This is a genomic window from Pseudoalteromonas sp. S1650, from assembly GCF_005887195.1.
Lineage (GTDB): Bacteria > Pseudomonadota > Gammaproteobacteria > Enterobacterales > Alteromonadaceae > Pseudoalteromonas > Pseudoalteromonas simplex.
Map to the genome: position 1 here is coordinate 39,139 of NZ_PNDF01000010.1, position 23,987 is coordinate 63,125.

Below are 23,987 nucleotides of genomic sequence, written 5' to 3' on the forward strand. Positions count from 1 at the left end.
TGCGGTACTAGTTATTAAGAAAATACGGTCTACGATAGCCAAAAATACCTTGTTGTAATAATTTTTGTGCATCATAACGGCTTTTGCTTCCAAGCCCTTTTAACACAATATTGAAACCAATACTTGTGTCAAAGGTTGCTTGCTCTTGACCAATCGCCTGGTTCAAATCAGTTTCGATTTGACGACGGCCTGTGATTTGAAACGCCCAACAGCATGATTCATACTGAAGACCGCTGAAAACCTCAATACTACGACCGCTCTCTAAATCACGGTGGTAGCTGCCAACAAACTGCCAATCTTCTGATAGCGGAATGCTGGTAAATAGACCAACTTGCTCGATTGTATTGCCTGAGACATCATTTGCATAGCGATGGTTCAATTGCACGAGCTGTTTATCGTCACCTTTATAATCTAAGGTGATATTTGACTGAATAATTTCTTTACCATCAGTGTCGTACTGGATACCACCTGATAAATACCAACGACGGTGCCAATGTAACATGGTTTGCGCTGCAAACAAGGCATTGTAGTTAGTGTCGGAGTCGATACCTTGTGATGTAGGCTTGGCATCATTACTTAAATAAAAAATTTGTCCGGCACTGAAGTTAAATACTTCTTCATTTTCACTACTAAATAAGCGTGTTGTTGCACCTAACGTAAATTGGTTTGCGGTTGCTATCCGGTCGATACTTGAAAAACGGCGATCTCTAAATAAGCCAAAGAAATCGTCTTGTAATTTTGCTGTATCGTAAAGACCAATATTTGATTGGTCTTTATTTGGCGTATATAAGTACTGAATTTGTGGTTCAAGAGTTTGAATACCATCTTTAAAGAAAAATGCAGTATCACGCTCAAAATTTAATTGGCTGTATAAACGCACTTTAGGTAGGGTTCGAGTGACATTTTCATCAAACTCGGTACCAGCTAAGTCACCATGTTGGTTGTATTCAGTATGTAATAAGCTGAACTCAGATAAAAATGACCATGCGTATTCTTGGTAACCAAAACTTGCTTTAGGCTCTATATGAACACGGCTTGCTTCATCAATTACAGCTTCATCATTAGTGAAATAACTGAGCTCACCATCAAGGGTTAAATCAATGCCATAAAAATCATATGCATCAGTTTGCGAAAAACTAATTTGTGGCAGCGCCGCATATGATTCACGGTGATCACCAAGTACTTCAAAACTTTGCAACTTGATATTGGTGCGCCAAGTGTCACCTAAGTGGGTTAGAGAGCCGGTGCGGTACAACTGAGTATCGGTGCGAGTCGCATAACCAGAGTTTAAATCGGTTAAGTAGTTATCATCACTGACGTTTGTTATGTCGATATTAGCACGCCAGTTTTCACCTAAATAACTTTGCTGTTGCCAGTGGAACAGGTAACGAGAGTCTACATTTGGCTCTTCGTCATCTTTGTCTAGGTACTCAACAGCAACTAAGCCATTATTTTGCTCAGTTAAGTAACGAAACTCCCCAATCATTTGTAAACCGCGTTTAGACATATAGCGCGGTGTTATAGTCGCGTCGTAATTTGGTGCAATATTCCAGTAATAAGGAGTAATGGTTTCGATACCATAGCGGCCTGAGCTCGAGAAATTAGGTGTTAGTAAACCTGACTTACGACGGTCATCTAATGGGAAAGTAAAATAAGGAACATAAAGTACTGGGGTATCAAACACTCTAAGCACAGTATTATGTGTTTCGCCCCAACCTTCTTCTCTTGATAAGTCGATTTCGTCAGCTTCGATGGCCCACACAGGTGTTTCACCCGGACAGGTAGTAAAGCTTGCGTTCATCAGGTTTAGGCCAGACTCATTAACTGTTAGTTTTTCTGCGCCGCCATGACCAAGTTGATCAGTAAACTTATAGTCTGCGCCTAGCAAGCTCAATTCAGAATTGTTTAAATCTGCATTGAGTCCAGAGCTATTAATTTGGCTTACTTTATCGCGATAAACGATAGGACCGGTTGCATTAAGTAACCCACGTTGTTTGTCAATCAGTGCACTTTGTGCGGACAAATTCATCGTTAGGGTGTTAATATCTACATTACCGGTAAATTCTGCGCTTTGGGTACCCAATAGTTCAATATCATCGGATTTGATATCGATCATATTAAGTTCAAGGCCAGGGAGCGGTTGCCAAGCTCTGGTTTGCATTGAAGTGCCACAAAAATTGTGTGTCAGTTCAGTTTCGGCGAACGATGGTGCGCTAAGTACGCTTAGCATCATTATGCCCCAGGTTTTGCTCATTTAATGACCTTAATGCTCTTTGGTTGGATATAAGCTAGACATAATAAAGGAAAACAATGGCAAATACAGTAATTGACTTAGTGAAAAATAGATATCTTACTAAATGAATCGTTATAAAAGTTTACAGCAGTTTTTAAATCCTCACTTTAAAGAGGATGAATATCAATTAGCCGCCATCACTGGGGATGCGAGTTTTCGCCGTTATTTCCGCGTAAATACAGGTGATCAAAGCTATATTGTCATGGACTCAGATCCAGACAAACTGGATAACACACCTTATATAGAACTCAACAAAGTATTTTCTCAGCATGGGTTTAAATTACCAAAAATTCTTCAGGCTGATGAAAAACAAGGCTTCTTCTTGCTGAGTGATTTAGGCAATACTCATTTGGCTGATTTACTGGGCGACGAAGACCGCACTTTACACTACAAACATCTAATAAAGTTAAGTGCACAGTGGGCGCAAATCCCGCCTGCCCAATATATGAAAGTATTTGATGGCGAGTTTTTACAGTTTGAGCTAAGTATTTTTAGAGATTGGTTAGTCGATAACTTTATCGGTGAGCAACTCTCTGCTGATGAACAGCAAATGTGGCAACAAGCCTGTGAGTTATTAATTAATAATGCCCTTGAGCAACCAATTGTTACGGTGCACCGAGACTTCCATAGTCGCAATATTATGCGCACAGGGCAGCAATGGGCAATCATCGATTATCAAGATGCCGTACAAGGGCCGGTGTGTTATGACCTTGTTTCATTATTAAGAGATTGCTATTTCAAGCTACCAGAACAAGAGCTCGACTACCTTTTACATTACGCTTATGACGAATTTAGCGAGCAGCAGCTATTGCAAGACACTTCGTTTGCGATGTTTAAACGTTGGTTTGACTTAACCGGCGTGCAGCGTCATTTAAAAGCTGCGGGCATATTTTGCCGCTTAAAATTACGTGACGGTAAGTCTGGCTATTTGAATAATGTACTGCCAACCCTTACATACATCAGTAATGTCAGTAAAGAATACCCAGAGTTAACAGCCCTTGGTCAGTGGATAGAGCAGATAATTATTCCACAGACTAAGCAGCGTTTAACGAAAGAGTCCAAATGAAAGCAATGATCCTAGCTGCGGGGCGTGGTAAACGCATGATGCCGCTAACCGAAACGCAACCAAAGCCGATGCTAAAGATTAACGGCAAGCCACTATTAGAGCATCATATTAATAACTTACGTCAAGCCGGGGTTACCGATATTGTTATTAACCTTGCCTGGCAGGGCGACAAAATAACAGAGTATTTCGGTGATGGTTCGCAGTTTGGTGTATCGATCACTTACAGCCAAGAGCAGGCTGGGGGGCTTGAAACCGCCGGGGGGATCATTCAAGCATTGCCGTTATTGGGCGAACAATTTATTGTCATCAATGGTGATGTGTTTACTGATTACGATGTGACTTCGTTAATGCAGTTGCACCTGCAAGCCGGTGAGGCGCATATTGTCCTTGTTGAAAATCCCGCGCATAATCCTGATGGTGATTTTGCGCTGAGTCATCTAAGCCCAGATAGTCAAAAGTATACTTTTTCCGGTATAAGTCGCTATCATGCTGATTTCTTTAAAGGTCTCAGCACTGGTATTCGTCCACTTGGGCCTATTTTGCGAGAAAAGCTCAGTGAGTATCAGGTTTCGACTGAACTTTATTTAGGTCAGTGGGATGACATTGGCACACCAGCCAGACTCGACGAAATCAATCAGCGTTTCGCTTTGTAAAAACAACAGAGGTTTGCCAAATTATGTGGGGAAAAGTACTCGGTTTTTGTTTTGGCTTTATGTTTGGCAAATTTATAGGAGCCTTACTAGGCCTATACCTAGGCCATATGTTCGATCGCAGCTTAAAACAAGATTTTGATAAAGCAGGTGGTTTTTCTGGTTTGTTTAAAGGCGATGATATTAACGAGCGCCAAGCACTTTTCTTTTCTAGCTGCTTTGCAGTGATGGGGCATATCGCCAAATCGAATGGTCGCGTTAGTGAAACGCATATTCGTGCTGCAAGTTTGTTTATGGACGAAATGGGTTTATCGGGTGATGAGCGAAGAGAAGCACAAGATGCCTTTCGTAGTGGTAAAGAAAGCGACTTTTCATTAAAAGAAACCGTTCATGACTTTAAAGAGCGCTTTGCTCGACGCCATGATTTATTGCAACTGTTCCTCGAAATACAAATTCAAATGGCCTTTTCTGATGGTCACCTTGCAGAGCAAGAAAAGCAGCTTTTGCAAGAGGTGAGTAAGCAGTTAGGTATTTCACGTACTCAGTTTGCAATTTTATTAAAACGCTACCAAGCCGAATTTGCATTTCGTCAGCAACAACAGCGTTTTTATGAACAACAACGTCAACAAAGTCAGCAAAATCGCAGCAGTCATAGTGAACAAAGAGGGCACAGTGTGCCACCGAATAATAGTATGAATCGCGCCCAAGCGTTGGCTCTTTTAGGTTTAAACAATGATGCTTCTGCGAGAGATATTAAAGTTGCTTATCGAAAGCTCATGGCTCAGCATCATCCCGATAAGCTGGTATCGCAAGGTTTACCAAAACATATGATGGAAGTTGCGGTAAAGAAAAGCCAAGATATTCAAGCGGCTTATGAGTATTTAAAAAAGGCGGCGTAAAAATCCGTCGACTTCTTTGAGCAGCCGCTGGTGCTGCTCAGGCTCTGAAGGCACACCAAATAACTCTCTTTGTCGGTAGTCATATTTTGCGTGTTTTCTTACCCAACGTTTTCTGTCTTTAACACTTTGCAGCGTGTCAGGGTTACCCTCACTATAAAAAATATCCAGTAACGGTGGGCTGATAGTCGAAAGCGTGGCATTGAGATGCTGGTTACGAATACTGTTAGGTAAATAACTACCTAGGCTAATAAAAGCGTTTAGTTCGTTGTTTGGAAAGCTCGCATAATGTTCAATCAATAGCCCCGCACTGGCACCTTGTGCTACTACAATAATGTTGCCGCCTTCATCCATGGCACTGTTATACAAGGCATTGAATCTGGCAATTAGCTTTAATTTATAATCATCAAGTACGGCTTCACTAATATTAGGTTCACCTGTAACAAAATGCGGCGCTTGTTGTGTTTCGGCTGGTGGAGCAGGAGTTGATTGCTCATCGCCTTGTTGACTACTTTGTATTGTTGACTCAGCTTCAGAGCTTTCTGGTGACTCGGGCGTTGTCACATCGACAGGGTGCCAATCAATGTCAGGCATGGTCATGGCAAGGGTTGCATAGCCAATTTCGTTTAACTGCTTGCGCAAAAAGTTAATACCAGCATTATTAGTGGGTAAGTGCTGCCAATCAGGAATGATTAGCACAATTCCGCGTTGATTGGCTGCCATCGATTGACGGTATAAGCTAATGAACTCATCTTCACCGGCAAGCAGAGTGCGTACTTCATCGCTTGGTAAAAAGCGCTGAATATCGTTAGTGACTAAACTTGACCAAGGGGTGGGTTTAATAAAATCGGCAGCATTCACATTACCCATCAACGCAAAACAGGCTGCGTAAGCTAAGCGATGTGCGGGTTTTAAATTCATGCCGATATTACCAGAGTCTTTAATTAAATCAGTGATTAAATTAACTATCGGCAGTCTTTATTAAATATTTAGCGAATTGTCTTAAAACTCAGGAGCAGCTTCAAAAATCAATGTTTCACCGCTGGCTGGGTGGGCTAAGGTTAGCATTTCAGCATGTAGTTGTAAGCGAGGAGCCATGGCGAATGCCTCGGGGTGAGCATACAACTTATCGCCTAAAATAGGGTGACCTAATGACAGCATGTGCACACGTAGTTGGTGAGAACGCCCAGTAATAGGGGTCAGCTCAACACGAGTCGCATTCTGTTCATACTCTAGCACTTTAAAGTGGGTTAATGACGGTTTGCCATTGTCGTGATCAACCATTTGCTTTGGGCGGTTCGGCCAATCACAAATAAGTGGTAAATCTACAGAACCAGTTTCTTGCTCAAGCTTACCAAATACACGAGCAATGTAGCGTTTCGCGGTTTTTCTATCTTGAAACTGAATGCTTAAATTACGATGCGCTTCTTTATGCATAGCTAAACAAATAATGCCAGAGGTCGCCATATCAAGGCGGTGAACAATTTTTGCTGTTGGGAAAACGCGATTAATGCGAGCAATAAGGCAGTCGGCGTGTTTTGGGTCTTTTCCCGGCACAGTAAGTAAACCACTTGGTTTATTCACAATAAGTAAGTCATCGTCTTGATAAACAATACTTAAATAAGGTGTCATTGGGGGATTATAATTGAGTAACACAGCCAGCCTCGATGATATGCAAGGGCGCTATTTTAAAGGAGTATGAGCGCTTACACAATGCCAGAGCTGGTTTTAGAAAAGTAGTTAAGATACAGTAAATTCAGCTATGGAGTTTTAAGAGAAGGACAAACAAATGTTTCGCTTTGGTTTAATTCGCAGTAAGCCTTGTTCACGATGTGGCTTAGAAGTAAATTATCTTGAGCCAGAGTGCCCGCACTGTAAAGGCTTATCAGATTTACAGGTCGTGTTTTTAAAGAAGTCCCACAGAGATGATTTACGTAATAAAAATAGCGATTTAATAGCCGTTTTTTGGAAGCTAACCCTTGTTGCATTTTTTATAACACTACTTCTCTTCATTTTTTAGAAATAGCTTGCTCTTTGGGCTTGCAGATATCTATTCCCCTTATTTTTAGCTACAATACGCGCCGTTTAATTATCTGGTAAATACAGTGGCTACTATCTCAAATAATTCCGTGTTAATGCTTCGTGCTCAGCAAATGACTGAGTCTCGTCGTGAATTTAAAGCGCGAGGAGCAAAGTTAACGCGTTGTGAGCGATGTTTATTAGCCGAACACTATTGTATTTGTGATGGTGTTGAACAGGCAAAGTGTGATGCCGCGGTTTGTTTACTTATGTACCATAATGAGAGTTTTAAGCCGTCAAATACTGGCCGTTTAATTGCTGAAATCGTGCCAGATAACCATGCCTTTAAATGGGATAGAACAAATCCAGATGAAGCCTTATTAAGCTTATTGGCAGATCCCCAGTATCAGCCAATGGTTATTTTTCCTGCTAGCGATGTAGACGACGAAGAGCGGGTGATCACCGAAGTAACCCCTGTTGAAGGTAAACGTCCATTGTTTATCTTTTTAGATGGTACTTGGCGCGAAGCTAAGAAAATGATCCGTAAAAGCCCTTATCTAGATAATTTTTCTGTGCTTTCAATTACACCTGAAAAGCTTTCGGATTATCGATTGCGTGTTGCCCCGCATGAGCATCAACTAGGTACTGCTGAGGTGGCTATTATGGTTCTTGCTCTTGCTGGTGAAGAAGATGCAACTCAAAAGCTTGAGCAACATTTTATTAAGTTTAGAGATGCTTACCTGCTTGGTAAGCGAAATAAGGGGCGACCGGAGTAATAGTACCAATCCGCAATAATACTTAATCATTTTGAGGGATTAAACCTGTCGCTACCTGCGTTAAAAATTACTGATTTAGAACAACTAAATAACGAAATTTTTGCCTTGTTATCGACGAGGTTTTATTGCCTCAAAATAGACTACTTAATTAAGCGAATTGGTATAACTCTTTACTAAATTTTAGGCAAAAGAAAAGCGCGTACTATCTCTAGTCGCGCTTGCGGAATCTTCTTAATTTTTTGCATCCTGCAATTGAATCTAATCAACTCCCTAAACTTTGCCAATCCATGCGATTACACTTTACTTATTGGTTCTGTGTAATATAAGGCAATCCCGCCTTGTTTCCTTGTTAGTCCTTTACATCCTTGCTGGTAATCACTTTACCATTCCCTTACGTGCCATCCCGACACTATCCCTTTCTTTGCAAATCCGTTGCGATGCCCTAACGGCCTGTCCTTTATTCCACTTTTTGAACTTCCTGTATAACAACATCCTGTTGTTATGCCATTCCACATCATCCTGATGCTGTCCGTAGGTTGTCACTCCATTGCGTTACTCTTCCTGAGCCTGTCCTTGATTCCTTATTCTCCTAATGAACCTTATTCCGCGGTATTATGAGTAATGCTTCCTTATCCATCTACTCATTAAGCTTCTTGCTTAGTTGATGTAAGTAATTATAGAGAAATAGGCAAAGCTGAGTAGGTCAAAATCTTACTTAATCTGCTGGTTATTTTATTGTCATTTAATATATTTCATTAAATTTCAGTTGGTTAGGTTTTTTTATGCAGTGTTTGCTGGTGCTTTTTACTCAATAACTGCCATGCGGGTGAGATATGTCTTACATGCAAATTCCTAAATGGCAGCTATGTTGATTGAAATATAAGTTTAAACGGGTGCACTTTGCCCTAACTCTAGGTAAAATATTTTGATAATTGTTACTATTTAGGTGCTATAAAATGAAGAAAACAGCCTTAGTATTACTTAGCGCATTATTAAGCGCGCCTACATTTGCTGCAGATGTAGTAAATATTTACTCGTTTCGTCAACCATTCTTAATTCAGCCTATTTTGGATGATTTCACTAAGCAAACAGGCATTAAAACTAATGTGGTATTTGCAAAAAAAGGGCTGATTGAGCGTGTTAAGCGCGAAGGTAAACACAGTAAGGCTGATTTAGTATTAACTTCAAATTTTAGTGCGCTGATTCAATTAGAAGATTTAGGCTTAACGCAATCAATTAATAGTGATGTAGTTAATGCGAATGTGCCAAGCACTTTTCGCGATGCCGACGGTCAATGGATAGCACTTACTAAACGTGTACGTAATGTTTACTCTGCAAAAGAGCGCGTTGGTGCGCTTGGTGAGTTAACATACGAAGATTTAGCGGACCCAAAATACAAAGGTAAGATCTGCACTCGCTCTGGTAAACATCCATACAATTTAGGTTTAGTTGCTTCTATGGTTGCTCACCATGGCGAAGCAAAAACTAAGCAATGGCTTGAGGGCGTAAAAGCCAATTTAGCACGTAAACCGCAAGGTAATGACAGAGCGCAAGTCAAAGCCGTAAAAGAAGGTTTATGCGATCTGGCGTTAGGCAACAGCTATTATTTTGGCAAAATGATGCAAGATGAGCAGCAAAAATCATGGGCTGAAGCGGTTTATATTAACTTCCCTAACCAAACGAACCGTGGTTCTCATATCAATGTATCGGGCGTTGTTATGACCCGTTATGCTAAAAACCCTGAAAATGCCTTGAAACTGGTTGAGTATATGACCGACAATAAGGCGCAAAATATGTATGCTTCCGTTAATATGGAATACCCTGTAAAGCAAGGGGTTGCATTATCAGAGATGGTTGCATCATGGGGTGAGTTTAAAGAAGATAGTCTACCTCTTGATGAGATCAGCAAATATCGCCCTGTGGCACTGAAGCTGATTGATGAAGTAAAGTTTGATTTATAACGAGGATATTTCTCGTAACACATTTTTATAAAAGCTGTTTTTTAACAGCTTTTATTTTATCTGGTATTAATCCACTTATGCATGTGAAGTTTTCGCTGTCGCGTTGGCAGCTTATAGCCTGGCTGATTGGCCTGTTGCTTGTTACGCCATTAGGCTTTTTATTATTTGAATCTCTACAAGGAGATTCAGATGTATTTCAGCACCTTTTCGATACCGTGCTGTGGGATTATACCCGTAATACTCTCATACTCATTGCAGGGGTAGGGCTGTTAAGCTGTGTAATTGCATTGCCGTTAGCTTGGTTAACTGCATATTGTGACTTTCCTGGGCGTAAGCAATTTGAATGGGCGTTAATGCTGCCTTTAGCAATGCCAACTTATCTTATCGCCTACGTGTATACCGACTTACTTGATTATGCAGGGCCTGTACAGATCGCACTCAGAGACTGGTTTGGTTGGCAATCACCAGACGATTACTGGTTTTTTGATATTCGTACATTGACTGGGGCTATTTTTATGATTGCCTTGGTACTCTATCCTTACTTATACCTAATTTTTAAAACGGCACTCAGAGAGCAGTCTTTTAAACTAGTGCAAGCTAGTCAACTAATGGGGCTATCACCATTACAAAGTTTTTTACGCGTTAGTTTGCCTCTTGGTCGTGGGGCGATTGTGGCAGGGGTTACATTAATCAGTATGGAGGCCATGGCTGATTTTGCTACCGTCAATTACTTTGCTGTAAGTACGCTCACTACCGCTGTTTATGATACATGGCTTGGCTATTACTCATTAACCGCAGCGGCGAAAATCTCAGGCATTATGTTACTGATTTTGTTTTTAACCATCATGGTTGAGCGCTTTAGTCGTCGCAATCAAGCTGTGTATGAACGTCAGTCAAGCGTAAACAGCGCAACTTTGTATCGCTTAAAAGGCGGTGCGGCATGGGCTGCAAGCTTGGCTTGCACCGTTGTGCTGGTATTGGCTTTTATTCTGCCGGTTGGGGTATTAGTTAAATATGCCATTGTCTATGCAGATGAAGCATGGAATGGGGCATTCTTTAATTACGCTTGGCAAAGCTTTAAAGTGGCTGTAGTGGTGAGCATTGCAACTATCCTATTGAGCTTATTGGTATTGTTTTATCAACGCATTGCGAAGCAAGCTTACCCCTTGATCCCTGGGCGTTTAGCAAGTACTGGCTATGCCTTACCTGGTACTGTATTAGCGATTGCTGTATTGCTCCCATTAACTCAGCTAGATGATGCATTAAATAATTGGCTTGAGCCTTTTGGTTTATCACCAGGGTTACTTTTAAGCGGTACTTTATTTGCGATGATTTTTGCTTATGTTGTACGTTTTTATGCGATTGCGCATGGCGCGCTTGAAAGCAGTTTTTTACGTATTAGCCCATCGTTAGATATGGCTAGCCAATCAATGGGCAAAGGGCCCTTACAAACCTTGTGGCGAGTACATTTACCGCTATTAAAACGCGGTATTTTAACAGCTGGTTTATTAGTGTTTATTGAGTGCATGAAAGAGTTACCTGCGGCTTTATTACTCAGACCTTTTAATTTTGAAACCCTAGCAACTCATGTTTTTCAATATGTTAGTGATGAGCAATTGGAGCTTGCGTCAATTTCAGCCTTGTTTATCGTGTTAGTTGGGTTAATCCCTTTGTATTTCGTTAATCGTTCGATGGAGCAAAATCACTCATGAGTCATTTGATAATTAAAGACTTAGCTTATCAGTACAATGCGACTCAGGTGTTGAGTGAACTAAACCTCAATGTTGAACAAGATGAAATCGTCTGTTTGCTTGGCGCAAGTGGCTGCGGCAAAACCACCACCTTAAAGGCAATTGCCGGGATTTTACAGCCTGATCAAGGCTATATGAGTATTGATTCAAAAGTGGTCAACGATAGTGGGCTGTTTGTTGCACCGGAAAAACGTAATATTGGCATGATGTTCCAAGACTATGCGCTGTTTCCTCATTTAACGGTAAGCGACAACATTGCGTTTGGTCTTAGCAATATGAGCAAAGCGCAAAAGCGAGAGCGTGTAGATGAAATGCTTAGCCTTGTTAAACTCGATGGTTGTGCACAGCGATACCCTCATCAGCTTTCTGGTGGACAGCAGCAACGTGTGGCAATAGCCCGTGCACTTGCTTACAAACCAAGTTTATTATTACTTGATGAGCCATTTTCGAATATTGATACACAAGTGCGTTTTGAGCTTATTGCAGATATACGCCGAATTATTAAAGCTCAGCAGGTTTCTGCGGTATTTGTTACCCATTCGAAGGAGGAAGCTTTCGCATTTGCTGACACGCTTGCGGTTATGCATGGTGGAAAAATAGCCCAACAAGGCTCTCCTGAGCAGTTATTTAGCCAACCTAACTCAAAGGTGGTTGCAGAGTTTCTTGGTACGGGCATATACTTAACGGCAAAAGTATTAACGCCAACTGAATACGAAACGGCGTTTGGTGTGGTTCACTCATTGACACCGAACAATGCAGATTGTCAGCAAGGTCAAGTGTATATAAGACCGCACCATATTCAGTTGTGTGAAGCTGCGCACAGTGACGCAAACAGTTTAACTATTTTGCACAGGCGCTTTATCGGTACGCGTTATGTATATCGAATTAATATTGCAGGGCAAGAGTGTGAAGTTGCTGCAGAGCAAGACCGCGTGTTAGCTGTTGAGCAACCTGTAAAAATAAAAATAATGACGCACACAGTCAATTTTTTTCATGATTAGTAATAAATAACAATCTTGAATCCTTGGCTTTGTGCAAATAACGAGAAGCTAAGGATTCACTATGGCGCAAGCGCAATCTGGGATTTGTGCTGAAGCAAACTTACATGGTTTGCACCTGTTTTTTAATGTTTACGATGGCCACGATGAGTCATTACGTAAAAAACTAAAACGCGTTAGCGTCATTCAAGATGAGTTTGCTGATCAGTTCTCAGAAGCCATGCTATCGTGCGTGGTTGCCCTTGGTGCTCAGTATTGGCCGCATATCTTGCCCGAGTTTATTCCTAGTCAATTGCAAAGCTTTCCGAATGTAACTCACAGTGATCATGTGATGAGTGCCCAGCCATTTGATTTGTTTGTACAAATTCGCTCAGACCGTGAAGATGTAAACCATCTATTTGCCCTGCAAATCCTAAAATTATTAACACCGGATGTTGAGCTGGTGGAGCAGGTCCGTAATTTTCGGTTTTTAGATGGACGTGATTTTAACGGCTTTATTTATGCAGGCGATACACCTCATGGCCGTCAAAAGCGTAGTACAGCACTTATCGACAAACCGGGTCACTTTGAAGACCAAGGCAGCTATATCCATGTTCAGCGCTTTGTGCATGATTTGAGTGTCTGGCAGCATTTATCGTTATCAGAGCAAGAGCAAATCATGGGGCGCACGCGTCTAGATAACACCTTGATTGTGCCTGCTGTAGAAACCAGTCATGCGGTTCGTAGTGAATTAAAAGATGAGCATGGCCAGCCTCTCTTGCTAAACCAAAGCATGCCATTTGGTGATGTGCATAAGCAGGGAATTTTAATGGTTTCGTGTGCTGCGCAAGGGGATGCGTTTGAGCAGGTATTAAAGAGTCGCTTGGGGCAGGGCGATTGCTATGATCATTGGCTCGATTTTACTCAAGCCGATATGGGATCTGCGTTTTTCGCCCCGTCAGTAAACTTCTTAAAGCAACTTTAAACGGTATCGAATAAAGTGCGCACGCGATCGAGCGTCACATCGATTTCAGAAATCTTCGCAGGGGCGATAAAAATAGTGTCGTCGCCTGCAATAGTGCCTAGTACGCCATCTGCTTTACCGAGTGAATCAAGTAAACGAGCAATTAATTGTGCTGCGCCTGGACTGGTGCGAATAATGATCATCATTTCGTTATGCATAATATCAATAACAAGCTGACGCAGTGGGCTTTTCGCTGTTGGCACACCCATTTCAGCCGGTAAGCAATAGACCATTTCTTGTTTTGCATTACGAGTACGTACCGCACCAAATTTGCTTAACATGCGAGATACTTTACTTTGACTAATATTATCAAAGCCTTGCTCTTTTAATGCTTCGACAATCTCACCTTGTGAACCGAAGTTTTCTTCTTTTAATAGCGCTTTAAACGCTTTGATCAGTGCTTCTTGTTTGTCTTGTGGTTGCATGTTGCCGTTTCTTTATTCATAAAATGTATGGTAATTCTACACAACTCTGCATATTTATGCAGTATTAGTTTACAAAGTCGTCCAAAATGCTGTGTCTTTACAGCCAAGTTTACAACTATGGTCGAAATTATACGCGAAATAAGCAGGATAAATTTGTTTTTAGTCGCTAATTTCATTATCTTTAGGGCCACAAATATTTCCTACCTCAAATTACGGAGAATTCCAATGAAAGTTGCTGTTTTAGGCGCAGCTGGCGGTATCGGCCAAGCATTGTCTTTATTATTAAAAACAAGTTTACCTGCAGGTTCTGAATTATCGTTATACGATGTTGCCCCTGTTGTTCCTGGTGTAGCGGTTGATCTTTCTCACATCCCAACAGACGTTAAAGTTGAAGGCTTTGGTGCTGACAGCTTAGACGCAGCATTAGCTGGTTGTGATATCGTTCTTATCCCAGCGGGTATGCCACGTAAGCCAGGCATGGACCGTGCGGACCTTTTCAACGTAAACGCAGGTATCATCAAAACATTAGCTGAAGGCATCGTTAAAAACTGTCCTAAAGCGTTAGTAGGTATCATCACTAACCCAGTAAACGGCACAGTGCCAATCGTTGCTGAAGTATTCAAAAAAGCGGGTACTTACGATGCAGGCCGTGTATTCGGTATCACAACGCTTGACGTGATCCGTTCAGAAGCATTTGTTGCTGAACTTAAAGGTTTAAGCGCAACTGACGTTAAAGTTCCAGTGATCGGCGGTCACTCAGGTACGACAATCCTTCCTCTTCTATCTCAAGTTGAAGGTGTTACTTTCACTGACGAAGAAGTTGCGGCATTAACTCCACGTATCCAAAACGCAGGTACTGAAGTTGTTAACGCTAAAGCGGGTGGCGGTTCAGCGACTCTTTCTATGGGTGCTGCAGCAGCACGCTTCTGTATGTCTTTAGTTAAAGGCTTACAAGGTGAAGAAGTAGTTGATTACGCATACGTTGCAGTTGAAAACGGTGACGCAGCATACTTCGCACACCCAGTTCGTCTAGGTAAAAACGGCGTTGAAGAAATCCTTTCTTACGGTGAGTTAAGTGCATTCGAAGAGCAAGCTAAAAACGACATGCTAGCTACACTTAACAAAGACATCCAAGAAGGTGTTGATTTCATCAACGGTTAATTCCGACAGATGATAGGCGATTTTTTAAATCGCCGAAAACAAAAAAGCCTGCAAATGCAGGCTTTTTTAATGGCTCGAATAAATAGTGTTTAGTGATCGCGGGCAACGGCGATACGGGCCAAACTCTCTAAGGCTTGTTTGTACGGTGTATCTGGTAAGAACGCAATACAAGCAATTGCTTTGTCAGCTTCTTGCTCAGCTTTTTGCATTGCAAACTCAAGGGCTTTAGTGTCAGCTAATGCCGCTAGAATGCTTTCTAAATGGTCCATACCATTACCAAGCTCAATAGCTTCGCGTACTAGCTTAACTTGCTCTGGTGTGCCTTTTTGCATTGCGTAGATAAGCGGTAGGGTAGGTTTACCTTCAGCTAAATCATCGCCAATGTTTTTACCAAGTTGCTCGGCATCGGCGTTGTAATCAAGTACATCATCCACTAATTGGAATGCAGTGCCAAGATGCATTCCATATAAGTTTAATGCTTCAAGGGTTTGCTCGTCTTGCTCGGTAATAATTGCAGCAAGGCCGGTTGCAGCTTCGAACAATTTTGCCGTTTTGCTGTAAATAACCTGCATATAGCTTTGTTCTGTGGTGTCAGGGTCATTACAGTTCATTAGCTGTAATACTTCACCTTCAGCGATGACATTGGTTGCATCCGCTAAAATTTGCATGATTGGCATTTTACCTAGGCCAACCATAAGCTGAAATGAACGTGTATAGATAAAGTCACCGACCAAAACGCTAGCTGCATTACCAAACTCTGCGTTGGCTGTAGGCGTACCACGGCGCAAATGTGACTCGTCGACAACGTCGTCATGCAATAAAGTGGCGGTATGAATAAATTCGATGATAGTGGCAAGCGTAATATGGTCTTTGCCCTCATAACCAAGTGCTTTTGCCGCTAAAATGGCCAACATAGGACGAACGCGTTTACCGCCACTGTTTACTATGTATAAACCGAGTTGGTTAACCAATGCGACATCTGAGCGCATTTGGGCATGTATAAGTTGATTGACGTCATCCATTTCATTTTCGATTAACGTCTGGATAGCTTTTATATCCATTGATCTCCGAGCCAATATTTATGGGTATACGGGGCTGATTGTACAACAAAAAAAGCGCTTGCTCGATATTTTGTGATGATTCAGTAAAAAAACACTGTAAAGTTTTTTATTTGAGATCAATTTTGCCAAGATAAATTTATAACCTTGATTAATAAGTGAACAGCTTTTTGAATTTTAAAGGTGCCTATTATTAGCGTAATTTAATTGTCATGAGATCGTAAAAACCGCTTGGCATGTGGTGTTTTTAGGATAGAATAGGGGAAAATATTGAATTGCTCTCAATGCAGCTATTTTTTATTCATTTTATCGAAAAAGAGGCTTGCTAGTTTTTGCACATTAGCGTAAACTTCGCGCCCTATTGAAGAATATTTTAGTTGCGTCGATTTGAGGGCGCACAGACGGAGTTAATTATGTACGCGGTTTTCCAAAGTGGTGGTAAACAGCACCGTGTGACTGAAGGTCAAACAATTCGTCTTGAGAAATTAGACGTTGAAACTGGTGCAGCAGTTGAATTTGATTCAGTACTTTTAGTTGCTGATGGTGAGAAAATCGAGATCGGTGTACCGTTCGTAAACGGTGGTAAAGTAACAGCTGAGGTTGTTTCACACGGTCGCGGTGAGAAAGTTAAGATTGTTAAATTTAGACGTCGTAAGCATTCTCGTAAGCAAATGGGCCATCGTCAATGGTTCACTGAAGTTAAAATCACTGGCATTAGCGCTTAATTAGAGGTACTGAGAAATGGCACATAAAAAAGCAGCTGGTAGTACTCGTAACGGTCGCGATTCAGAAAGCAAACGCCTAGGTGTTAAGCGTTTTGGTGGCGAATCAGTTCTAGCGGGTAGCATCATTGTTCGTCAACGTGGTACTCGTTTCCACGCTGGCGCAAACGTAGGTATCGGTAAAGACCACACTATCTTCGCAAAAGCAGATGGTAAAGTTCAATTCGAACAGAAAGGTCCTTTAAACCGTAAATACGTAAATATCGTAGCTGAGTAATCATCTCGATATTTGAAAAACCCCGCCTTTGCGGGGTTTTTTGTTTTAAGGCACATAATAGTGCGTATAAATATATACCTAAGCGCCTTGGCATTGGGTGCTGAATAGGGCACTTAGGTATATAATAGAGTTATTAACAAGCCAATCTTAAAGTGAGTAATCATGAAGTTTGTAGATGAAGTAGAAATTCGTTGTGACGCGGGTGATGGCGGCAGCGGTGTCGTATCTTTCCGACGTGAAAAATATGTACCAGATGGCGGTCCTGATGGCGGCGACGGCGGCGATGGCGGCAGCGTTTATCTACAAGCCGATGAAAACTTAAATACGTTAATTGATTACCAATTTGAGCGTTTTCATAAAGCAGAGCGCGGCACAAATGGTCAAAGCCGTAACATGACTGGTAAAAAAGGCGCTGATTTAACGCTTAAAGTGCCTGTTGGTACACGTATCATTGATGTTGATACTGAAGAGTCATTAGGTGATTTGACCAAGCATGGTCAAAAGGTTGTTGTTGCAAAAGGTGGTTTCCATGGCTTGGGGAATGCACGTTTTAAATCAAGTACAAACCGCGCTCCACGTCAAAAAACACTAGGTACACCTGGTGAAGTTCGCAGCTTACGTCTAGAGCTAATGCTACTTGCAGATGTTGGCTTACTTGGTTTACCAAATGCTGGTAAATCAACGTTTATCCGCAGTGTTTCTGCAGCTAAACCAAAAGTGGCAGATTACCCGTTTACGACGCTTATTCCTAATCTTGGTGTAGTACGCCCAGATGCGAATAAGTCATTTGTAATTGCTGATATCCCAGGTCTAATCGAAGGCGCTTCAGATGGCGCAGGCCTTGGTATTCGCTTCTTAAAACACTTAGAGCGTTGTCGTGTATTACTGCATATCATTGATGTTATGCCTGTTGATGGTACAAACCCGGTTGATAATGCCTTTGCGATTATTAATGAGCTACACCAATACAGCCCTAAACTTGCTGAAAAGCCGCGCTGGTTAGTATTTAACAAAATTGACCTATTACCAGAAGATGAAGCTGAAGCCCTGTGTAATGAAATTGCCGAAGAGCTAGGTGAAGAGGTTAATGTTTACCGTATTTCTGCTGCGAATAAACAAAATACTCAAGCATTGTGTCATGACATTATGGCGCTACTTGATAGTATGCCGAAAGAGAAATTCGCTGAAGAAGAGAAAGAAGAAGTTGAATTTAAGTGGGATACTTATCATCAGAAAGCGACCTCTCAAGATGATGATGATTGGGATGACGACTGGGATGATGATGACTACGATGTGGAAGTTATCTACCAACGATAAAATTTAAAACTGAAAAGGAGCCATGCGCTCCTTTTTTATTAATAAGAAAAAAGTATTAAGGTTTAGTGTGAAAATTTCAATGATTGCTGCGATGGCAAATAACCGAGTAATTGGCCAAGACAACCAAATGCCATGGCATTTACCCGCCGATCTGCAACACTTTAAAAAAGTAACCATGGCAAAGCCTGTGATCATGGGCCGTAAAACATTTGAATCAATAGGTCGGCCTTTACCGGGTCGTCAAAATATTATTATCACGCGTAATGCTGATTACACAGCTGAAGGTATTGAGGTGGTTACTTCACCAGAGGCTGCGCTGGAATTGGTTGCTGATGTTGAAGAAGTAATGATTATTGGTGGCGGAAATATATACGAACAATTCCTGTCTCAAGCAGATCGTCTATACTTAACTTTTATCGACCTTGAAGTGGAAGGTGATACGCAGTTCCCAGATTACGAAAGTGTTGCTAATTGGACAGTTGCCGAGCAAGAAAAGCATCAGCCTGATAACAAAAACCCTCACTCGTATACTTTTGTAACCCTGTACAAAAATTCGTAACATTATTGCGGTAAAATTAATTAGTTGGTACAATATTACACAATCTTGGTAAGAAAAAAGTATTACATAAGGGCAAAATATGATGAAGTTACCAAATATGTTACTTGCAGCGGCTGTTGTATCAGCGTCAGTTGCGTATACAGCACCAGCAAAAGCTGATGATCAATTAGCGGTTTCTATCTGTGAATATATCGCAGCTGATGATAAAAACCGTTTGCGTAGTAAGCTTAAAAGCTCACGTGTGAAAATTCGTAACATTTTTGATGCTGTGAAATGCAATGGCAATAACATGCTTCGTCATGCAATCGAAAGCGGCGCGGCAGATACTGGTGAGTATATTGTTAAGAACTTATCAAAAAGCTCTTTAGAAGATGGTGCTGATATTGCTTGGGCTGAGTCGAACGGTCACGGTGGTTCACCACTAATCGCTGTTATTAAAGACCGCGCAGGCCTTTAATTTAAGCGCCAAAAGAATTTAAGAAACCGCACTCGTTGCGGTTTTTTTGTGCCTGTAAGGTAAGTAACTTGTTGAGAATCTCTCGTTTATTAAAAACTGGAAGCTTCTAAAGTTGAAGCCTTCCAGTTTGAGGCATTTACTGCTTGTTATTTATGGTAGCTTAAACAGGTTTCTACTTCGTTCTTCGAACCTAATATCACCGCCACACGTTGGTGAATAGCGTCAGGTTGAATGTCCATGATGCGCTCAGTGCCTGTAGAAGCTATGCCGCCAGCTTGTTCGATTAACATTGCCATTGGGTTTGCTTCGTATAATAAACGTAATTTGTTTGGTTTGTTTGGATCTTTCGTGTCGGTTGGGTAAGTAAAAATACCACCACGGCATAATACACGGTGCACATCACCCACCATTGCAGCAATCCAGCGCATGTTAAAGTTACGACCACGTGGGCCTGTGTCACCAGCAATTAAGTCATTGATGTAATTTTGCATCGCAGGTTGCCAATGGCGTTGGTTTGAAGCATTGATAGCAAATTCGCTGGTCTCTTCAGGTACGCTTGCAAAATCTTGTGTTAATAAGAAGGTACCGTGCGTTTTATCTAAGGTGAAAAAGCGTGTGCCTTTGCCAGTTGTTAACGCCAGCACGGTTGATGGGCCATATAATACATAACCCGCTGCAACTTGGTTTTTACCCGGTTGCATAAAAATACTAGGATCAGCCGGATCAGCCCCTTCAGGCGCCGCCATAATTGAGAAAATCGTACCAACGAGTGAGTTGATATCAGTATTTGATGAGCCATCAAGTGGGTCGAATGCAACAATGTAGTTGGCATCTGGATTACCCGCAACGGTGAAGTCTTCTTCTTCAGAGGCAATGGCTTTTACGTAGCCCGATTCTAATAAAATATCTTTTAAAAGTTGGTTAGTTAGAACATCGAGTTTTTTCTGTGTTTCACCCTGAATGTTTTCGTCTAGGGTTGAGCCTAATACGCCAGATAGGGCGCCTTGACCAACACGAAATGAAATTTCTTTACATGCCGCAAGTACCGTTCTGATCAATGAGATCAGTTCACGAGGGCAACCATCTTCTAACAATACCGGTGGGAGTCTACGCATTCTATTTTCCTGATAACGTTGTAGCCAGACATTTTTAGTGTGAGAGAGAATGTCTTAGCAAGCGCTGAATTTCGTCTTAAATAGCTGATTTTTCTTGGCGGTACTTTATACTGCTTAATACCTATACAGTATTTAAAACGCGAATAACAAAGATAAGATCATGCAAAAAATACCATTACTACGATATCTGCTCTTAGCTGTGCTACTTACTATGATAACTCAAGCACACGCAGCAATTAAGTCTATAAATGATTTTACTGAAAAAATGACTCATTTTTCAGGCTATTTTTCATTTTACTACGACACAGAAAACGGCAAATTGTATCTTGAGGTGGATAAACTCGAGCAACAATTTTTATTACAACAAAGCCTACCTTACGGTGTTGGTTCAAATGATATTGGCTTAGATCGTGGTCAGTTAGGCGATACTCACTTAGTTCAATTTGAGCGTTTTGGCGATAAGGTGATGCTAAGAGCCATCAATACTTATTACCGCGCTAATACTAATAACCTTGCGGAACAACAAAGTATTAAAGAGGCGTTCGCATCAAGTATTTTAGCGGGCTTTAGTGTTGTAGCTCAGTCAGACACTGCTGTATTAGTTGATTATACACCTTACCTATTAAGCGATGTTCATGGTGTGAGCCCCCGTTTATCGGCAACCGGGCAGGGAAGTTTTAATTTAGATAGCAACCGCAGTGCAGTTTATTTAGCACGCTCAAAAGCATTTGAAAAAAATACTGAATTAGAAGCCGTGCTTACTTTTCAAGGAAATAACCCGGGTAAGTATGTACGCCAAGTGAGTGCCGACCCTTATGCACTGACAGTGCATATGCATCACTCATTAATTGAGTTACCGGACGATAACTACACCCCGCGCAAGTTTCACCCTCAAGCAGGTTTTTGGAGCATTGAGCACAAAGATTATGCGGCAGCGCTGGGTGAGTCTATGTATGTGCGTTACATCCCGCGTCATCGTTTAGCAAAAAAAGATCCGAGCCTGCCAATCAGCGAGCCCGTTGAACCGATTGTTTATTACTTAGATCCGGGCGTACCAGAGCCAGTTAAAACAGCGTTACTTGATGGTGCTAAATGGTGGAATGATGCCTTTAATGCAGCAGGTTATAAGAACGCATTTATCGTTAAAGTGCTCCCTGATGATGCCGACCCTATGGATATTCGCTACAACGTAATTCAATGGGTGCACCGTGCAACCCGTGGTTGGTCGTATGGCAGTTCAGTGATTGACCCTCGAACTGGCGAAATTATCAAAGGTCATGTGACACTGGGTTCACTGCGTGTTCGTCAAGATATCCTAATTGCAGAAGCATTAGCAGCTCCCTATTTTGAAGGCAATGAAGTAGCTAAGCGTTTACAAGCTATGGCACTTGAGCGCATCCGTCAATTAAGCGCTCATGAAGTTGGACATACTTTAGGTATTTCGCATAACTTTGCAGCGTCAGTGGCAGACAGAGCCTCTGTAATGGATTATCCACACCCACTACTGAGCTTTGATGAGCAAGGTAAATTAGATGTAAGCCGAGGCTATGCTGCTGGCATGGGCGTGTGGGATACCCAAGTTATTAAATACGGTTATAGCGATTTCACTAATCAAGATGAAGCACAGCAATTGGCTGCTATTTTAGCCGAGAACAAAAGCAAAGGGCTGGAGTTTATCTCAGACAGTGATGCCCGCGCTCAAGGGGGCGCTCACCCAACTGGGCATTTATGGGATAACGGCAGTTCACCGAGTGATGAGCTTATGCGGGTACTAGATGTTCGTAAACAAGCGCTGACGAGCTTTGGTATCGAAAACATCAAAACGGGCACTGCTTTATCACAACTAGAAGAAATGCTGGTGCCACTTTATTTGTTCCACCGCTATCAAGTTGAAGCGGCGGTTAAATTAATTGCCGGTGTAAATTACGAGTACGAAGTTCGTGATGGTTCACAACCAAAAGGGGCACAGGTTGTGGCAAAGCAAACACAGCAAGCGGCAGTGGATGCCGTACTTGCGACATTAAAAGCTGAGAACCTTGTTTTGCCTGAGTCAGTATTAGCCCTTATTCCACCAAAAGCGTATGGTGAATCAAAATCACGGGAGAGCATTGTTGGTCGCACAGGACTAACGCTCGATGCGATGGCACTGCCTGAGGTTGCTGCAGCACATAGCTTGAGCTTACTTTTTAATAGCCAACGCATTAACCGTTTAGCGCAGCAGCAAGCACGAAGCGATGCATTTTATGGTTTAGATGCGTTATTAGCACAAACTTATCAGCAAGTTTTCGAACAAAAAACTGCCTCAGGGATGGCAGGTAAAATTAGCCAACGTGTGCAGCTTTTAACGGCGAAACAATTTGCCGACTTAGTTGCTAGCAATGAGGTGGCACCCGAAGTACAAGCTCAGCTTCGTTACTACTTAGCTAAACTTGCAAAGAGTTACCAGCAAGAATCAATGCTAGGCAGTGTATCCGTTGGCAACAGTGCATTTAAGCAATATTTAAGCGAGCAAATCAGTCACTTTTTAGAAAACGGTGAATGGCCTGCAAACTTTAAAGTGTTGCCAATGCCACCGGGCTCACCAATTTAACTCACCTTTCTTTTAAGACGCCTAGCATAGCTAGGCGTTTTACTTGCATAAAATTGGATATTTGCTAATCTAGCGGCCTTCCTTTTTTGTCTTTTTGAGGTGTATATGGCGTTCTTTTCTCGCTCGTTGTTAGCAGCGGCCATTACATTCTCTAGCTTTTCCAGCTACGCAACCCTAGAAAAAAAACAATGCGATGTAGAGCTAAGTCATGGCTTGATCATCACCGATGATGTCATTCGTATTGTTGATAAAGGTCAAACTCGCGTACAGATTAACAACGATAACCAATTGTTTATACGAGGTTATTGGGTTGATTTAAGCCCTGAAGAAAGCAAAGTTGTGGAGCAGTTCAGTCGGGGTATTAGGCAAACCGTCCCTGAACTTGTTGACTTAGCGACCGATGGTGTAAACCTTGGCTTAAGTGCTATCGAGCAAGTTGTTGAGGGCATGTCAGACAAAGAGCCTGAAGTGCTAAAAACTCAACTGCAATATGTTGAGCGTGCACTAATGGATAAATTTAAGCGTGGCGATGACTTTTTCTTTATTGCTCCGCAGTCGCTGTCGAAAATCGATGACTTTTTTACCAAAGAAATCAGCCAAAAAATTCACTCTGCAGTTCACGGTTCACTTGGCGCTATTTTAGTTTCGCTAGGTGATGCCTTTAAATCGCGCGAAGGTAACATCGAAGACCGTATCAATGATATGGGGCAGCGTATGGATATCATCTCAAAAGAAATTGATAAATCACTACAAAAGAAAGCAGAGCAATTAGAGATGAAAGCCTCAGAATACTGTGAGTGTTTGAACTCATTAGATGTCACTGAGTCACGATTACAACAAATGGTGCCGGGGATGGCCGATTTTGATTTGGTACAAATAAAGTCTTAATACGA

22 protein-coding genes are annotated in these 23,987 nt (G+C 41.7%); 16 read left to right on the plus strand and 6 right to left on the minus strand.

Going from position 1 to position 23,987, the window contains the following annotated elements:
• Positions 1–7 precede the first annotated feature (7 nt).
• The gene (lptD, locus tag CWB80_RS02485; protein ID WP_138601736.1) at positions 8–2,254 is read right to left on the minus strand and encodes an LPS assembly protein LptD; all 2,247 of its coding nucleotides are present in this window, start codon (positions 2,252–2,254) and stop codon (positions 8–10) included.
• A 103-nt stretch (positions 2,255–2,357) separates the two neighbouring features.
• Here lptD and CWB80_RS02490 point away from each other — a divergent pair, with 103 nt between their 5' ends.
• The 3 genes from CWB80_RS02490 to djlA are packed head-to-tail and all read left to right on the plus strand — an operon-like array spanning position 2,358 to position 4,908.
• On the plus strand, positions 2,358–3,359 hold the full coding sequence (locus CWB80_RS02490) for an aminoglycoside phosphotransferase family protein (RefSeq protein ID WP_138601734.1): 1,002 nt from the start codon (positions 2,358–2,360) through the stop codon (positions 3,357–3,359).
• Complete coding sequence (gene murU, locus CWB80_RS02495) at positions 3,356–4,012, plus strand: N-acetylmuramate alpha-1-phosphate uridylyltransferase MurU (RefSeq protein ID WP_054551002.1); 657 nt, start codon at positions 3,356–3,358, stop codon at positions 4,010–4,012. Before CWB80_RS02490 ends, murU begins: the two co-directional genes overlap by 4 nt.
• 23 nt (positions 4,013–4,035) lie before the next feature.
• The gene (gene djlA, locus CWB80_RS02500; RefSeq protein ID WP_054551003.1) at positions 4,036–4,908 is read left to right on the plus strand and encodes a co-chaperone DjlA; all 873 of its coding nucleotides are present in this window, start codon (positions 4,036–4,038) and stop codon (positions 4,906–4,908) included.
• Here the strand turns inward: djlA and CWB80_RS02505 are convergent.
• Complete coding sequence (locus tag CWB80_RS02505) at positions 4,891–5,826, minus strand: DUF3530 family protein (protein WP_138601732.1); 936 nt, start codon at positions 5,824–5,826, stop codon at positions 4,891–4,893. The genes djlA and CWB80_RS02505 overlap by 18 nt on opposite strands.
• A gap of 81 nt (positions 5,827–5,907) precedes the next feature.
• Positions 5,908–6,561, minus strand: a complete 654-nt coding sequence (gene rluA, locus CWB80_RS02510) for a bifunctional tRNA pseudouridine(32) synthase/23S rRNA pseudouridine(746) synthase RluA (RefSeq protein WP_082401641.1) — start codon at positions 6,559–6,561, stop codon at positions 5,908–5,910.
• A gap of 479 nt (positions 6,562–7,040) precedes the next feature.
• Here rluA and CWB80_RS02515 point away from each other — a divergent pair, with 479 nt between their 5' ends.
• The 5 genes from CWB80_RS02515 (at position 7,041) to CWB80_RS02535 (ending at position 13,374) form a co-directional block, all read left to right on the plus strand.
• Complete coding sequence (locus CWB80_RS02515) at positions 7,041–7,700, plus strand: tRNA-uridine aminocarboxypropyltransferase (protein ID WP_138601750.1); 660 nt, start codon at positions 7,041–7,043, stop codon at positions 7,698–7,700.
• Positions 7,701–8,656: 956 nt separating this feature from the next.
• Positions 8,657–9,661 carry a Fe(3+) ABC transporter substrate-binding protein gene (locus CWB80_RS02520; RefSeq protein WP_138601729.1) on the plus strand — a complete coding sequence of 335 codons (1,005 nt, stop codon included), beginning with the start codon at positions 8,657–8,659 and terminating at the stop codon, positions 9,659–9,661.
• A gap of 77 nt (positions 9,662–9,738) precedes the next feature.
• A complete protein-coding gene (locus CWB80_RS02525) occupies positions 9,739–11,373 on the plus strand; it encodes an ABC transporter permease (protein ID WP_138601727.1) in 1,635 nt (544 codons plus the stop codon).
• Positions 11,370–12,413: an ABC transporter ATP-binding protein gene (locus CWB80_RS02530; protein WP_138601725.1), complete on the plus strand. Its 1,044-nt coding sequence runs from the start codon at positions 11,370–11,372 to the stop codon at positions 12,411–12,413. The genes CWB80_RS02525 and CWB80_RS02530 overlap by 4 nt, the downstream gene beginning before the upstream one ends.
• A gap of 61 nt (positions 12,414–12,474) precedes the next feature.
• Positions 12,475–13,374: a Dyp-type peroxidase gene (locus CWB80_RS02535; protein ID WP_054551011.1), complete on the plus strand. Its 900-nt coding sequence runs from the start codon at positions 12,475–12,477 to the stop codon at positions 13,372–13,374.
• Here the strand turns inward: CWB80_RS02535 and argR are convergent.
• Entirely contained in the window at positions 13,371–13,838 is a 468-nt protein-coding gene (gene argR, locus CWB80_RS02540) for a transcriptional regulator ArgR (RefSeq protein WP_054551012.1), read from the minus strand. The genes CWB80_RS02535 and argR overlap by 4 nt on opposite strands.
• 225 nt (positions 13,839–14,063) lie before the next feature.
• On the opposite strand from argR, the gene mdh reads away from it, so the two are divergent.
• Positions 14,064–14,999, plus strand: a complete 936-nt coding sequence (mdh, locus tag CWB80_RS02550) for a malate dehydrogenase (RefSeq protein ID WP_054551013.1) — start codon at positions 14,064–14,066, stop codon at positions 14,997–14,999.
• An 89-nt stretch (positions 15,000–15,088) separates the two neighbouring features.
• Here mdh and ispB read toward each other — a convergent pair whose 3' ends face one another.
• Positions 15,089–16,060, minus strand: a complete 972-nt coding sequence (gene ispB / locus CWB80_RS02555) for an octaprenyl diphosphate synthase (protein ID WP_054562777.1) — start codon at positions 16,058–16,060, stop codon at positions 15,089–15,091.
• Positions 16,061–16,470: 410 nt separating this feature from the next.
• On the opposite strand from ispB, the gene rplU reads away from it, so the two are divergent.
• From rplU to CWB80_RS02580, 5 genes are all read left to right on the plus strand, one after another.
• Positions 16,471–16,782, plus strand: a complete 312-nt coding sequence (gene rplU, locus CWB80_RS02560; protein WP_036965957.1) for a 50S ribosomal protein L21 — start codon at positions 16,471–16,473, stop codon at positions 16,780–16,782.
• Between the two features lie 16 nt (positions 16,783–16,798).
• Positions 16,799–17,056, plus strand: a complete 258-nt coding sequence (gene rpmA, locus CWB80_RS02565) for a 50S ribosomal protein L27 (protein ID WP_054551015.1) — start codon at positions 16,799–16,801, stop codon at positions 17,054–17,056.
• Positions 17,057–17,218: 162 nt separating this feature from the next.
• The gene (cgtA, locus tag CWB80_RS02570; protein ID WP_054551016.1) at positions 17,219–18,373 is read left to right on the plus strand and encodes an Obg family GTPase CgtA; all 1,155 of its coding nucleotides are present in this window, start codon (positions 17,219–17,221) and stop codon (positions 18,371–18,373) included.
• Positions 18,374–18,452: 79 nt separating this feature from the next.
• Complete coding sequence (gene folA / locus CWB80_RS02575) at positions 18,453–18,932, plus strand: type 3 dihydrofolate reductase (protein WP_082389164.1); 480 nt, start codon at positions 18,453–18,455, stop codon at positions 18,930–18,932.
• 79 nt (positions 18,933–19,011) lie between these two features.
• Positions 19,012–19,389 carry a DUF3718 domain-containing protein gene (locus CWB80_RS02580; RefSeq protein WP_054551017.1) on the plus strand — a complete coding sequence of 126 codons (378 nt, stop codon included), beginning with the start codon at positions 19,012–19,014 and terminating at the stop codon, positions 19,387–19,389.
• A 146-nt stretch (positions 19,390–19,535) separates the two neighbouring features.
• On the opposite strand, the gene CWB80_RS02585 is transcribed toward CWB80_RS02580, so the two are convergent.
• Positions 19,536–20,504, minus strand: coding sequence for a class 1 fructose-bisphosphatase (locus tag CWB80_RS02585; RefSeq protein WP_063702990.1), 969 nt, complete (start codon positions 20,502–20,504; stop codon positions 19,536–19,538).
• 160 nt (positions 20,505–20,664) lie between these two features.
• On the opposite strand from CWB80_RS02585, the gene CWB80_RS02590 reads away from it, so the two are divergent.
• Positions 20,665–23,094, plus strand: a complete 2,430-nt coding sequence (locus CWB80_RS02590; RefSeq protein ID WP_138601723.1) for a zinc-dependent metalloprotease — start codon at positions 20,665–20,667, stop codon at positions 23,092–23,094.
• A gap of 105 nt (positions 23,095–23,199) precedes the next feature.
• Entirely contained in the window at positions 23,200–23,982 is a 783-nt protein-coding gene (locus CWB80_RS02595) for a YggN family protein (protein ID WP_063702994.1), read from the plus strand.
• Positions 23,983–23,987 lie beyond the last annotated feature (5 nt).